Annotated in this window: 12 protein-coding genes; 3 read left to right on the top strand and 9 right to left on the bottom strand. The window is 72.9% G+C overall.

Features of this window, described 5'->3' with window-relative positions; translation table 11 throughout:
• Nucleotides 1-29: 29 nt before the first annotated feature.
• The 5 genes from G3I78_RS25245 to infC all read right to left on the bottom strand — a co-directional run bounded on the left by G3I78_RS25245 (nucleotide 30) and on the right by infC (nucleotide 3,597).
• Nucleotides 30-1,148 carry an ATP-binding protein gene (locus G3I78_RS25245; RefSeq protein WP_164428383.1) on the bottom strand — a complete coding sequence of 373 codons (1,119 nt, stop codon included), beginning with the start codon at nucleotides 1,146-1,148 and terminating at the stop codon, nucleotides 30-32.
• A 49-nt stretch (nucleotides 1,149-1,197) separates the two neighbouring features.
• Nucleotides 1,198-2,049, bottom strand: a complete 852-nt coding sequence (locus G3I78_RS25240; RefSeq protein WP_164428381.1) for an RNA methyltransferase — start codon at nucleotides 2,047-2,049, stop codon at nucleotides 1,198-1,200.
• Between the two features lie 91 nt (nucleotides 2,050-2,140).
• Nucleotides 2,141-2,524: a 50S ribosomal protein L20 gene (gene rplT, locus G3I78_RS25235; protein WP_020137982.1), complete on the bottom strand. Its 384-nt coding sequence runs from the start codon at nucleotides 2,522-2,524 to the stop codon at nucleotides 2,141-2,143.
• Nucleotides 2,525-2,625: 101 nt separating this feature from the next.
• A complete protein-coding gene (gene rpmI / locus G3I78_RS25230; protein ID WP_003977225.1) occupies nucleotides 2,626-2,820 on the bottom strand; it encodes a 50S ribosomal protein L35 in 195 nt (64 codons plus the stop codon).
• Between the two features lie 117 nt (nucleotides 2,821-2,937).
• Nucleotides 2,938-3,597: a translation initiation factor IF-3 gene (infC, locus tag G3I78_RS25225; RefSeq protein WP_343243841.1), complete on the bottom strand. Its 660-nt coding sequence runs from the start codon at nucleotides 3,595-3,597 to the stop codon at nucleotides 2,938-2,940.
• 364 nt (nucleotides 3,598-3,961) lie between these two features.
• On the opposite strand from infC, the gene G3I78_RS25215 reads away from it, so the two are divergent.
• Nucleotides 3,962-4,327: a DUF1844 domain-containing protein gene (locus G3I78_RS25215; protein WP_164428379.1), complete on the top strand. Its 366-nt coding sequence runs from the start codon at nucleotides 3,962-3,964 to the stop codon at nucleotides 4,325-4,327.
• 1 nt (nucleotide 4,328) lies between these two features.
• Here the strand turns inward: G3I78_RS25215 and G3I78_RS25210 are convergent, their stop codons facing one another.
• Complete coding sequence (locus G3I78_RS25210) at nucleotides 4,329-5,060, bottom strand: SseB family protein (protein ID WP_164428378.1); 732 nt, start codon at nucleotides 5,058-5,060, stop codon at nucleotides 4,329-4,331.
• A 150-nt stretch (nucleotides 5,061-5,210) separates the two neighbouring features.
• Here G3I78_RS25210 and G3I78_RS25205 point away from each other — a divergent pair, with 150 nt between their 5' ends.
• Nucleotides 5,211-6,215 (top strand): serine hydrolase, encoded by a 1,005-nt coding sequence (locus G3I78_RS25205; protein WP_164428376.1) that lies wholly within the window; start codon nucleotides 5,211-5,213, stop codon nucleotides 6,213-6,215.
• 16 nt (nucleotides 6,216-6,231) lie between these two features.
• On the opposite strand, the gene mycP is transcribed toward G3I78_RS25205, so the two are convergent.
• A complete protein-coding gene (gene mycP / locus G3I78_RS25200; protein WP_164428374.1) occupies nucleotides 6,232-7,416 on the bottom strand; it encodes a type VII secretion-associated serine protease mycosin in 1,185 nt (394 codons plus the stop codon).
• Nucleotides 7,413-8,855, bottom strand: a complete 1,443-nt coding sequence (locus G3I78_RS52135) for a hypothetical protein (protein ID WP_239158024.1) — start codon at nucleotides 8,853-8,855, stop codon at nucleotides 7,413-7,415. The genes mycP and G3I78_RS52135 overlap by 4 nt, the downstream gene beginning before the upstream one ends.
• A 1,883-nt stretch (nucleotides 8,856-10,738) precedes the next feature.
• On the opposite strand from G3I78_RS52135, the gene G3I78_RS25190 reads away from it, so the two are divergent.
• A complete protein-coding gene (locus G3I78_RS25190) occupies nucleotides 10,739-11,941 on the top strand; it encodes an amino acid deaminase/aldolase (protein WP_164428371.1) in 1,203 nt (400 codons plus the stop codon).
• A 1-nt stretch (nucleotide 11,942) separates the two neighbouring features.
• Here G3I78_RS25190 and G3I78_RS25185 read toward each other — a convergent pair whose 3' ends face one another.
• Nucleotides 11,943-12,734, bottom strand: coding sequence for a DUF2510 domain-containing protein (locus tag G3I78_RS25185; protein ID WP_164428369.1), 792 nt, complete (start codon nucleotides 12,732-12,734; stop codon nucleotides 11,943-11,945).
• Between the last annotated feature and the right edge of the window lies 1 nt (nucleotide 12,735).

Raw genomic sequence — 12,735 nt, 5'->3', positions numbered from 1 at the left:
TGGAGGTGTACGAATGCGCCCGTGGGCCGCTAGGCGAGATACGCCGGGGCCGCCACGGGCAACATAAATCGGAACTCGGCGCCGCCGCCGGGGGCGCGGCCGACCGTGATGGTGCCGCCGTGGGCTTCGACGATGCCCTTGACGATGTACAGCCCAAGTCCGGTGCCACCGCGCTTGCTGCCCCGCCAGAAGCGGGTGAAGACGCGGTTCATGGACTCCTCCGGGATGCCGGCGCCCTCGTCGCCCACGGTGACCGACGTGCCGATGTCCTCGCCCTCTCGGGGGGACGCGGCGGACGTGATGTCAATGGTGACGGTTCCCTCGCCGTGCCGCACGGCATTTTCGATGAGGTTGCTGAGCACCTGGTCGATCTTGTCGGGGTCGGCCCACAGGGCGGGCAGCGGCTGTTCCAGGCGGAGCAGGAACCGGTCGGCGGCGAGGCCGGCGGCGACGTAGGCCTGTATGTGGCGTCCGACGGCGGCGCCGATGTCGACGGGCTGGCGCCTGACCTCCAGGCGCCCGGAGTCGATGCGGGAGATGTCGAGCAGCTCGGCGATGAGCCGGGTGACCCGGTCGGCGTCCGCGTCGACGGTCTCCAGCATCAGCCGCTTCTGGTCGTCGGTGAACCTCTCCCACTTGGCGAGGAGGGTCGCGGTGAAGCCCTTGACGGAGGTGAGCGGGGAGCGCAGCTCGTGGGCCACGGTGGCGATCAGCTCGGCGTGGCTGCGCTCGGTGCGGCGGCGGGCCTCGGTGTCGCGCAGGGAGACGACGACGCGGTGGACGGGTCCGGTGGGCTCGGTGCGCACGTACTGCGCGGAGACCAGGACCTCACGGCCGCCCGGCAGCAGCAGGTTCCGCTCGGGCTGGCGCCTGCGGATGGCGAGGCCGCCGTAGGGATCGGTCAGCTGCCACCAGCGCCGGCCCTCCAGGTCCTCTAATGGAAGGGCCTTCTCCAGCCGCTGTCCGAGGGCGTCCTCGGCGGGGAGGGCGGTGATACGGGCCGCGGCGGCGTTGAAGCAGATCACGCGGCCCTGTTCGTCCGCGACGACGAGACCGTCGGGCAGCTGGTCGGGGTCGACGCCGAACTCGGCCGCACCACCGGCACCGGTCCCGGGCACGCCCTGCGCGCTCCTCGTGCCGACACTCATCCCCGCACCCCACCTCTCAGGCGTCTGAGGGGCCCCCGAGCTGGTCACCCTACTGGTTGTCGGTGACGGAGCGGCACCCTCCGGGGGCGCGCTGTGCACGGGCTGACGCATAGAGACATACGGCGGCGGCGGTGGCGAGGTTCAGGCTCTCGGCCTTCCCGTGGATCGGGACGCGCACGACGGCGTCCGCGAGTGCGCGGGTCTCCTCCGGGAGCCCCCACGCCTCGTTCCCGAACACCCACGCGGTCGGTCCGCCCATGGTGCCCTGGTCCAGCTCGTCGTCGAGGTCGTCGGTCCCGGCCCCGTCGGCGGCGAGAATCCGCACGCCGGCCTTCTTGAGCCCCTCGACGGCATCCTCCACGGGCACGCCGACGGCGACCGGCAGATGGAACAGGGAGCCCACGGAGGCCCGTACGGCCTTGGGGTTGTAGAGATCGACGGACGCGTCGGTCAGTACGACGGCCTCGGCACCGGCGGCGTCGGCGCACCGCAGGACGGTGCCGGCGTTCCCGGGGTCCCGCACGTTGGCGAGCACGGCGACGAGCTGGGGCCGGGCGGCGAGGATCTCGTCGAAGGGGGTGTCGAGGAACCGGCAGATCCCGACGAGCCCCTGGGGCGTGACGGTCGTCGAGATGTCGGCGATGACGTCCTCGGAGGCGAGGTGCGTCCGGGCCCCGGCGTCCCGGGCCTCGCCCACGATGTCGGCGTACCGCTCGGCGGCCTCGACGGTGGCGAACAGCTCGACCAGCGTGCCGTCGTGCCCCGCCGCCTCCCGCACGGCCTGCGGCCCCTCGGCGAGGAACAGCCGCTCCTTCCCCCGGAAGTTCCGCTTGGCGAGCCGCCGGGCGGCGGAGACACGCGGGGAACGGGGGGAGATCAGCTCGGGGGTGGCGGAGGGCATGTCGCTCACTTTCGATCACTACACAGCAGGACCCGCAAGCCCGGAAGCCTGCGGGTCCCTCATGTCACGTCGGCCTGGGCCAGGTGCGATGTCACGCAGCCTTGGGGGCGTTGACGTCGTCCGGCAGAGCCTTCTGCGCGACCTCGACCAGCGCGGCGAACGCGGTGGCGTCGTTCACGGCCAGCTCGGCCAGGATCTTGCGGTCGACCTCGATGTTCGCGGCCTTCAGACCCTGGATGAAGCGGTTGTACGTGATGCCGTTGGCGCGGGCAGCGGCGTTGATGCGCTGGATCCACAGCTGACGGAAGTCACCCTTGCGCTTCTTGCGGTCGTTGTAGTTGTAGACCAGCGAGTGGGTGACCTGCTCCTTGGCCTTGCGGTACAGGCGCGAACGCTGACCGCGGTAGCCGGAGGCCGCCTCGAGGATCGCCCGGCGCTTCTTGTGGGCGTTGACTGCCCGCTTGACGCGTGCCACTTGTTAACTCCTTGTAGCGGGGCCGTGGTTGGACTCACACGGCCCGGAAACGATTGGGTCCCGGTCCAGACGTACGGCGCTCGGTCGGAGCGCCGCGGACGTCACTTGCCGAGAAGCTTCTTGATCTTCGCGGCGTCGCCCGGGGCCATCTCGGCGTTGCCGGTGAGGCGACGCGTCACGCGGGACGACTTGTGCTCGAGCAGGTGGCGCTTGCCGGCGCGCTCACGGAGCACCTTGCCGGAGCCGGTGATCTTGAAGCGCTTGCTGGCACCGCTGTGCGACTTGTTCTTCGGCATAGCGCCGTTATCTCCTCGTAAAGGACGCTCCCGATGCCCGGCCTAAAGAAACCGGGCACAGTGGAACATCGCTCTTCCTTGTCGGGGTGTTGCTTCCGGGGGCTTCCGCCCCCCGGATCACGCCTCGGCCGGAGCCTCGGCAGGCGCCTCGGCGTCGTCCACGTCGTGGTCGGACTCCGCGGCGTTCTGCGACTTGCCGGGGTTGGCCTTCGCGTCTGCCTTGCGGGCTTCCTGCGCCTGGCGGGCCTCGGCCATCGCCTCGGTCTTCTTCTTGTGCGGACCGAGAACCATGATCATGTTCCGGCCGTCCTGCTTCGGGTTCGACTCGACGAAACCGAGGTCCTGGACGTCCTCCGCGAGACGCTGCAGCAGTCGGTAGCCGAGTTCCGGCCGGGACTGCTCGCGACCACGGAACATGATCGTGATCTTGACCTTGTCGCCCTGCTTGAGGAACCGGACGACGTGACCCTTCTTGGTGTCATAGTCGTGCGGGTCGATCTTCGGCCGGAGCTTCATCTCCTTGATGACCGTGTGCGCCTGGTTCTTGCGCGCCTCACGGGCCTTCATGGCCGACTCGTACTTGAACTTCCCGTAGTCCATGAGCTTGCACACGGGCGGACGGGCGTTCGCCGCGACCTCGACCAGGTCCAGGTCGTACTCCTGCGCAAGCTCCAGTGCCTTGGCCAGGGGGACGATGCCCACCTGCTCGCCACTGGGACCGACAAGTCGCACCTCGGGAACGCGAATCCGGTCGTTGATGCGGGGCTCGGCGCTGATGGATCCTCCTCGGTTAGCACCACACGGCGGTCTGGCGGACAGCCGCGTTTGTCTCTTTTCGACAGACCTAACCGCGCCGAGACACAAAAAATGCCCCGGACGATCACAGACGGGGCTCCAAAGGCACTACCGGAGCACCGCCGCGATGATCGCGGGGCGCGCTTTCGGGCGACTCCATCGTCCGTACGGAACGATGGTGACCGCCTGACCGGGGTGACCCGCCGCCCCGGAGGACGGTCAGGTGGGAGATCGGAGCCTCCACTTGTGGGCCGGACACATGAATGTCCAGCCGGTCGTCACACAAGGTTAGCAGCTACCCGGGGGTGGTGCTAACCGTCCTGCACCGGGCCCTATCGTGTGGGGCATGAGTGACACCCCTCCCGCGTCCCCTGACTCCCCCGGCTTCGACGAGATGACCCGCGACATCGCCGAGGTCCCCGCCGTCGAGGTGATCGTGACGGTCGCCGTCAACCTGATGAGCGCCGCCGCGGTGAAGCTCGGTCTGACCGAGGAGGGCGACAAGTACAAGGACCTGGACGAGGCCCGCAAGCTGGTCACCGCCCTCGCCGGTCTGCTGGACGCCTCCGTGACCGAGATCAGCTCCTTCCACGCGTCCCCGCTGCGGGACGGTCTGAAATCCCTCCAGCTGGCCTTCCGCGAGGCGTCCGTGGTCCCGGACGAGCCGGGCCAGGGCCCCGGTGAGAAGTACACCGGACCGGTCTACGGCTAGCTCATCCTCGTACGAACAAGGGCTCGCCCGGAGGCGTGGCCCCGGCCGGCAGGACCGCCAGGTCGAGGCCCCGCACCAGGCGGGCCCTGAGTGTCTCGTCGGCGGCCAGCCGCCCGGCGACGGCACGTGCGGCCTCCTCGGGCGGGGTCCCCGGATCCAGTACGAGCGCGAGGGTGCCGTCGGCCTGTCCCGGACCGAGGTGGGCGCGCAGCACCGCGGACTCGGCGGCCACGGCGTCCCGTACGGCACCGACGACGGCCGGATCGGCCAGCGGGTCCACGCTCGCGCGGCCCTCGGCGAGCGCGAGCAGCGCGGAGCCGGTCAGCTCGAAGGGCACCGGACCGGCCAGATCCAGTACGACGGTGTCGGCCTTCTCGTGCGCGGCGGCCTGCAGCGCCTGGTGCAGGGGTACGGCGACGGGGCGGGCCTCCGGGTCCCAGCGGGCCAGCGACTCGGTGGAGGTGAAGGCCGGCAGGGCGGTCCGGGATCCGGCCTTCAGGGTCGGCACCGCCATGTCGCTGGTCTTCTCGCGGCGCAGTCCGTTCTCGTCCTCCTCGACCTCGCCGAGCACGGCCACCACCGGGACCAGCAGCCGGGCGCCCCCCAGGGCCTCCAGGACGGGTGCCACGGCGGTGCGGTCCTCGGCCCAGGCGGTGAGCGCCGCGCTCAGCCGCGGGTCGGCGGAGCCGTCGTCGTCGGAGAAGCCGGGGTCGGGAATGTTCTTGTTCGCCACGGTCACCGACCCTATCGGGGGCTTGCTGCTGCGGTTGTGCGGGCCCGGAAACCCGGCCGTGACGGCTTTCACGGGTTTCTCAGGGTTCGCTGACACACATCTAACGTCCGTCTAACGGCCCGCACAGTCACCGGTCCGACCATCGCGGACATGGAGTCTTCCAGAGCTGCCGGACGCCGTGCCCGCCGGTCCCGCCGCAGGCCCTTGCTGTACACCGCGCTCGCCGCCGTCGCCGTCGTCGGCGCCTCGGCCGGGGGGACGGTGTACGTGAAGGCGCAGGCGCACTCCGGGGGCGGCGCCGTATCGTCGGCCACGACGCCGTCGGGCTCGCCCTCGTCGGCGACCACGACTCAGGAGGCGGCCGTGGCGAAGCCCGTGGTGGATCTCGACAAGCAGCTCGCGACCGCGATGAAGTCGGTGAGCGTGACGGGCGACCAGAAGGTGTCCGCGGCCGTCCTCGACCTGGAGTCGGACGACAGCGCGGTCCACGGCGACGGCACCTTCGACACGGCCAGCATCGTGAAGGTCGACATCCTGGCGGCCCTGCTGCTCCAGCACCAGGAGGCGGGGACGCGGCTGAGCGCGCAGGAGAAGGCGTACGCCACCACGATGATCGAGAACAGCGACAACACCTCGGCGTCCGCCCTGTGGGACGCCATCGGCCGGGCCTCGGGGCTCGACGCGGCCAACGCGAAGCTCGGGCTGACCGGGACCGAGGGCGGTGACGGGGCGCTGTGGGGGCTGACGCAGACCACGGCGGCCGATCAACTCACCTTGCTCCAGCAGGTGTTCGGGGAGGACTCGGAACTGAGCGAGGCGTCGCGGTCGTACATCCAGGGGCTGATGGGGCAGATAGAGGCCGACCAGCGGTGGGGGGTCTCCGCGGCGGCCGACGGGACCGGGTTCGCCCTGAAGAACGGCTGGTTGCCGCGCAGTACCACCGGGCTGTGGGACATCAACAGCATCGGGCGGGTGACGGTGGCCGGGCACGCGTATCTGGTGGCCGTGCTGTCCAACGGCAACTCCACGCAGGCGGAGGGGGTTTCGCTGGTGGAGGCGGCGGCGAAGGCGGCGGTCTCGGTGTTCACCGGGGAGACCGGCTCGGCGTCCGCCTCCGCTTCGGCGGACGTTACCAGTGCCGTGATCGCCCGCTGAACGTCGTACTCCTGGTTCAGAACCCCTCGTAGGACCGGCGCGGACCCCGGCGTCCTCGCCACAGGAACACCGCGGTGATCAGCAGGGCCACGCCGAAGCCGCCCGCCAGGGGGGCCGCCCAACTCGCCGTGTCGTCCTCCGACTTGGCGGCGTCCGGGCCCGAGCCGAAGTACTTTTCGCCGTAGGAGGCGGGCTGGAGTCCCTCCGGCTTGAGGCGGGCCGCTTCCTTCAGGGCCGCGGCGGGGTCGACGAAGCCGTAGCCGCGGGAGTCGTCGCGGCCGCCGGCGGGGGCGTTGCGGGCCGTGTCCTCCAGGAGCTTCTTGATCTGCGCGGGCGTCAGGTCCGGGTGGGCGGCCTTGACGAGGGCGACCGCGCCGGAGACGAACGCGGAGGCGGCGCTGGTCCCCCAGCCCTCGTAGTACTTGTGGTCGGGGTCGGCGATCACGACGTCGTCGCCGGGGGCGGCCACGGTGGCGTACCAGCGGCGGGTGGAGAAGGAGGCGCGGGTGCCGTACCGGTCGACGGCGGTGGCGGCGATGACGCCCGGGTAGGCGGCCGGGTAGGAGATGTGGTCGCCCTTCGCACCGCCGTTGCCGGCCGAGGCCACGACGACGGCGCCCTTCTTCAGGGCGTACTGGACGGCGTCGTCCTCGCCGGCCTCGGGGTGCGCGGAGGCGGAGTCGTCGCCGAGGGAGAGGTTGATGACGTCGGCGCCCTGGTCGGCGGCCCAGCGGATGCCCTCGGCGAGCGCGTTGCCCCGGGTGTTGCGGGCCTTGGTGCGGGCCGGGTCGCCGTCCTCCAGGATCACGCGGACGGGGAGGATCTTCGCCTCGGGGGCGATGCCCATGACCCCGTCGCCGTTGCCCACGCCATGGCCGTGACCCGCGATGATCCCGGCCATCGCGGTGCCGTGCCGGGCCCAGGAGCGGTCGCCGCGCTCGGCGCCGAATCCGATCATGTCCTTGCCGGTGAGGACGTTGCCGACGAGGTCGGGGTGGTCGTTCTCGACACCGGTGTCCAGGACCGCGACGGTGACGCCCGCGCCCTTCGTGGTCTGCCACGCCTCCTGGGTGTGCATGGCGTCCAGGGCCCACTGCTTGGCGCGGATCGCGTCGGCGTGCGCGGTGGTGGCCGGGACGAGGGCGACGGAGGCGGCGAGGAGGACGCTCAGGAGACCTGCCCGGCGGGTGGTGGTGCTCATGAGGACTTCTCCGAGGGCGAGGTGACGGTCTTGCGCAGGGCCCGCTCGACGCGGTCGGCGAGTCCCCGGGCCTCGTAGCCGAGGCCGGCCTGGGCGGTGGGTGAGGTGTCGCCGGACACCATGGCCTGCTCGGCGGGGACCGGGGAGTCGACCGTACGGCCGTCCGCCCAGCCGGAGACGGCGTAGGCGACGACGGGGGCGTCGGTGAGGACGGAGATCGTCCAGGAGGCCCGCTGCTTCGCCCCGAAGTCCGCGGCGAGGGTGTTCTTCGCGGCGTACGGGAGGGGCATCAGGTCGGTGCGGGTGTCCAGGCCCTCTTTGCCGAAGCGGTTGTCGAGGTTGCGCATGGTGGTGGCGTCGGCGTCGGTGAACATCAGGCCGATGGTGGTGACGTAGCTCTGGGTGGCGTCCGTGTAGGTGGCGCGCAGGAGGCGGTCGCAGCCGACGGGGGCGAGGGCCTTGCGCAGCAGCGGGTCGAAGGCGTCCGTGCAGCCGCTGTCGGGGGCGACGGCGATCCGCGTCCACGTGCGGTCGGCGCCACCGGGTCCGGCGCCCTGCCCGTCCACGGTCGGCGGGAACAGCTGGTCCACGGGGACGCTGTGCCACAGCGCACCGGCCTCGGCGAAGGTGTCGCCGCCGCCTTCGTCCCCGGAGTCACCGATCAGCCAACTCCCGGTCACGGCACCGCCGATGAGCCCTAGCCCGAGCACCACGCTCCCGGCCACGGCGGCGATCCGCGCGGGAATCCGCGGCCACGAACGCTCCCTGTACCCCACCTCGGGCTCCCCGAACGACACCACGGGCCGCGGGGACGCGGTGGGGGCGCTCCAGGACAGCGCGGGGTCGGGCGAGAGGGGCGCGGAGGTACCGGGCCGTGAGGTGGTGGGCGGGTCGGTCGGGGCGGGGGGTGTGGGCGCCGGGGGTGTCGGGGGTTCGGCGGGGGGCGGGGGCGCGGTCACGCCGACGGCGGACTCGCGGGGCGGGAAGCCCGGGCGAGCGGGCGCGCTCGACCGAGGGGACGCACCCGGCCGGGCGCCGGCCTGCGGATCTGCCGTGGGAGGCGCCGGGTGGCCGGGGTGAACGCCCGCCTGCCGGTCCGCCGTTGAGGTTCCGGGACGGCCCGCGTCGGGTCGCGGCGGTACGGCGGTGGCGGCGGAGTTCGTCGCCGCCGAGCCCGTACGGCCGTCCCCGGGGGTGGGGTCCGTGGCCGGCACCGGGCGCATCCGGAAGGTCGTCTCCGAGGCGGTCTCGGCGGGGGCGCCGGTACGGCGGGGCGGCGAGGAGGGCCGAAAACCCGGCGGAGGCGGCACGGCACCGGGGACCCGGGGCACGGAGCCCTGCGGGGAGGTACCGGACGAGGCGCCGTTCGCCGGGCGCGGCTCGGCGCCCGATCCACGGTTCCCGGACGACCCGTTGCCCGGGTTAGCCAGCGGCGGCATCGGGCCGGGGCCCGGTGTGCGCGGGTTCGGGGCGGTGGGTGCGGTACCGGAGGCGGACGGGGGCGCGCTCGGGTGCCTGGGAGCGTCCGGGTGCCTGGGCGCGTCCGGGGACGGCGGGCGGTGCGCGGGGGCGGTGGGCGTGCCCGCGCCAGTGCTGGCGCCCGCTCCCGTGCCCTTGACGGACGGCGGCGTGCTCGGGCGCCTGGGCGCCTCCGGGGACGGCGGGCGGTGAGCTGGGGTGGTGGGCGTGCCCGCGCCGGCGCCCTTGCTCGCCGTGGCCGGTGGCGCGGTGTCCGGGAAGCGGGCCGATGCCGGGGGTGGGGGTGGAGCGGTGGGGGTGGTGTCGGTGCGTGGTGCCGGACCGTCGCCGTTCCGGGGAGGAACCGCGCCTCGCGGACCGTCGTTCCGGAGCGTGCGCCCGTCCGTGCCCGGGGCCCGGTGCGGCGGCATGGGGCCGACGCCCGCGCCGCCCGTCGTCCGTATCGGTGGCCGACCCCCGGCACTCGATCCCTGGGACCGCTCCCCGCCCGACACCTCGGACTCCCGTTCCGTGTTCATGTCACCAGCAGCACGGGGTGCCGTGGTGCCGACGTCGCGTCGGTCCGTACTCGTACTGCGATCTGTGCGCGGGTTCCGGTCCGTGCTCATGCTCCGGCTCCGGTCCGTGCTCATGCTCCCGAACGGCCGCCATCCGGACGTCCGTTCACCCGCGTCGCCGGACACGTGCCGCGCCGGCTCACCGGACTCCCGCCCGCCCGAGCCGCCGGACATCTGCCCGCCGCTCTCGTCGAGCCCTTGCCAGTCGAAGCCGCCGAACATCGGCCGACCGGATCCATCGGCTCCTTGTCGACCGGATCCATCGGACCCAGGCCGACCTGGGCCACCGGCCGCTGACCGACCCGTTTCAGCGGGCTCCGGACTGCCTGATCCACCGGGCCTCGGCTGACGCGATCCATCGGGCCCTTGCCCGGCCGGGCCATCGCCCCCTGGCCGACCCGCTCCACCAGGCTCCTGCCTCCCGGGCCCACCGAGCCCCGGCTGCCCGGATCCACCGGCCTCCGTACGACCAAGCCCACCCGAAGTCCACCGACTCGACTCACCGGCTCCAGGCCGACCCGCTCCACCGGAATCCCACCGACCCGACTCCCCGGGTCCCGGCCGATCCGCCGCACCGAACTCCTGCGACCCCGGCCCACCGGACACCTGAGGAACCGGTCCGCCAAAACCCTGTCGTGCCCGCTCGCCGGTCTCCCGCCGCTTCCGCTCGCCGAACGCCTGCCAGCGCGAGCCGTCGCTCACCCGGCCACCCGGCTCGCCGAACCCCCGCCGACCAGCGGTCCCGTCAGACCCACCCGCTCGGGAACCCGCCCCACCAGCCACTGATCCGTCCGACCCGTCGCCAAGGCGCTGCCCGTTCGGGTCGGTCACCGGTCGCCCCGGCTCGTCGGCCGAACCCGACCCCGTCTGTTCCTGCGACCGCGATCCCGTCCCCTCGGCCACCCGCGCCCCCGACCTCTCGGACTCCCCGGACCCCTCCCCCACCGTCGGCGGCTGGGCCGGTCTCGGTGGGGTCGTGGGGCGTGGAGGGATCGAGGCGCGGCGTGCTTCCGTGCTCATGCACCCCCCGTTTCCTGTCCGGGCCGTTCGGTCGTGCGCGGGCCCGCGTCGGTGTCGCCGGCGTGGAAGACGGCCGTCCGGGCACGCATACCCGCACGGAGGGGCCGGCATCCCGGCGCGGCGGCGACGGGGGCGAACGGCCCTGTGTGCGTGCGCGTCACTCTACGGGTTGTCGCCGGTCGAACGGGAACCAGTCCACCAGGCCGGGGGCATCTGCCCGGAACGTCCCCCTACCCTGCGGTAATCCTGTCTGGCAGGCTGCGTTCATGACTGCGCGCTCCGCCGACCGGGCCCGATACGACCGGGCCACCGCCCATCTCGACGCCCCCCTCGCGATCGTGGACCTGGACGCCTTCGACGCCAACGCGGACGATCTCGTCCGCCGGGCGGCGGGGAAGCCGATCCGTGTCGCCAGCAAGTCCGTACGGTGCCGGGCGCTGCTGGAGCGCGTCCTGGCCAGGGACGGATTCGCGGGACTCATGTCCTTCACGCTCGCCGAGTCCCTGTGGCTGGCCCGGAGCGGCTTCGACGACATCCTGCTCGCGTATCCCTCCGCCGACCGCGCCGGATACGCCGAACTGGCCGCCGACCCCAAGCTCGCCGCCGCCGTGACGGTGATGGTCGACGACCCTTCGCAGCTCGCCTTCATCGACGAGTCCCGCGCGGGCGGCACCGAAGTCATCCGGGTCTGCCTGGAGTTGGACACCTCGCTGAAGCTCCTCGGCGGCAAGGTCCGTGTCGGCGCCCGGCGTTCGCCGCTGCACTCCCCCGCGCAGGTCGCCGACATGGCGCGCGCGGTGGCCAGGCGCCCCGGGTTCAAGGTCGTGGGGATCATGGCCTACGAGGGCCACATCGCCGGCGTCGGGGACGCGGTCGCCGGACGGCCGTTGCGTTCCCGGGCCGTACGGCTGATGCAGGCCACCGCCCGCAAGGAACTCGCCGAGCGGCGTGCCGCGGTCGTGCGTGCGGTGCGGGCCGTCGTGCCGGACCTGGAGTTCGTCAACGGCGGCGGCACCGGCAGTGTGCAGCACACCGCGGCCGAGGCCGTCGTCACGGAGATCGGTGCCGGGTCCGGGCTGTACGTGCCGCGGCTGTTCGACAACTACACGTCCTTCAGCGGACGTCCGGCCGCCCTGTTCGCCATGCCCGTGGTGCGCAGGCCGGGGGTGGGTGTGGTGACCGTCCTCGGCGGCGGCTATCCGGCCTCGGGCGCGGCCGGACCCGACCGGCTGCCGGTGCCGTATCTGCCGGAGGGGCTGAAGTACGACCCGCAGGAGGGGCCCGGCGAGGTGCAGACCCCGCTGCTCGGGGCGCCCGCCGACGACCTGCTGCTCGGCGACAAGGTGTGGTTCCGGCACGCCAAGGCCGGTGAGCTGTGCGAGCGGTTCGAGACGCTGCACCTGATCGAGGGCGACGCGGTGACGGCGACCGTCCCGACGTACCGCGGGGAAGGCCACACGTTCCTGTAGGTCAGCGGTCCAGGGACCGGATCCCCCGGGTGATCCGGTCCATGTCGGCGAGCGGCGGGCCGTCCGGGCCCGCGTCGAAGGCGAAGCGGACGACGACGGTGCCGCGCGACCGCTCGTCGGCGTCGCGGGCGAACGCCAGCGACTGGACGTAACCTCCGGGCCCCTCGGCGGTCCTGACCCGCCAGCGCACCAGGTATCCGGCGCATCCGGCCACCTTCACCCGCTCCGACCGGACGACATGGTGGCCGCGGATGCCGTCGTAGGACGTGTCGGCGGCCTGGGGTATGTCCTTCTCGGCGAGCGCGTCCGGGGGTTGTGCGAGCTTCCCGGACACCGTGCGGGCGAAGACCCTGCCGCCGCCCTCCCTGGTCATCACGAGGTTGTCGCGGGTGACGTATCTCGCCGGGACCCAGCCCTCGGGCAACGGCAGGCTGATGCCGTCGAGTTCGTCGACCAGGCGGGTCGGGGCCGAGGAGGTCGCGGTGGGCGGGGGCGGCGCGAAGGTCGGGGTGGGCGGCGGTGCGGCGAAGGTCGGGGCGGTGTCCGCGACCACGTCGTCCCCGTGGCCCCGGGCCAGCGCGTACGCCCCGGTGACGATCGCGGGGACGAGGACCGCCCCGGCGATCGCGAGCGCGACTGCCTTGGCGCGCCCCGAGGCCCCGTCGGCCGCTCGCGGCGGGCCGGGGGCCTCGGGGGCGCGCCGGTCGTCCGTCCAGGCCGTCCCGTCCCACCGGCGCTCCAGATGCGGAGCGTCGGGGTCCGGGTACCAGCCGGGCGGGAGCGTCCTGCTCATT

Origin of the sequence: Streptomyces sp. SID13726 (assembly GCF_010548375.1) — a bacterium.
GTDB lineage: Bacteria > Actinomycetota > Actinomycetes > Streptomycetales > Streptomycetaceae > Streptomyces.
The sequence above is the reverse complement of the archived record's forward strand: the minus strand, read 5'-3'. Positions and strand labels throughout refer to the sequence as shown.

Bases quoted from the DNA above. Each gene is read 5' to 3' on its own strand.
- G3I78_RS25245 (WP_164428383.1), bottom strand. From the start codon at position 1,148: ATGAGTGTCGGCACGAGGAGCGCGCAGGGCGTGCCCGGGACCGGTGCC.
- G3I78_RS25240 (WP_164428381.1), bottom strand. From the start codon at position 2,049: ATGCCCTCCGCCACCCCCGAGCTGATCTCCCCCCGTTCCCCGCGTGTC.
- rpmI (WP_003977225.1), bottom strand. From the start codon at position 2,820: ATGCCGAAGAACAAGTCGCACAGCGGTGCCAGCAAGCGCTTCAAGATC.
- G3I78_RS25215 (WP_164428379.1), top strand. From the start codon at position 3,962: ATGAGTGACACCCCTCCCGCGTCCCCTGACTCCCCCGGCTTCGACGAG.
- G3I78_RS25205 (WP_164428376.1), top strand. From the start codon at position 5,211: ATGGAGTCTTCCAGAGCTGCCGGACGCCGTGCCCGCCGGTCCCGCCGC.
- mycP (WP_164428374.1), bottom strand. From the start codon at position 7,416: ATGAGCACCACCACCCGCCGGGCAGGTCTCCTGAGCGTCCTCCTCGCC.
- G3I78_RS52135 (WP_239158024.1), bottom strand. From the start codon at position 8,855: ATGCCGCCGCTGGCTAACCCGGGCAACGGGTCGTCCGGGAACCGTGGA.
- G3I78_RS25190 (WP_164428371.1), top strand. From the start codon at position 10,739: ATGACTGCGCGCTCCGCCGACCGGGCCCGATACGACCGGGCCACCGCC.
- G3I78_RS25185 (WP_164428369.1), bottom strand. From the start codon at position 12,734: ATGAGCAGGACGCTCCCGCCCGGCTGGTACCCGGACCCCGACGCTCCG.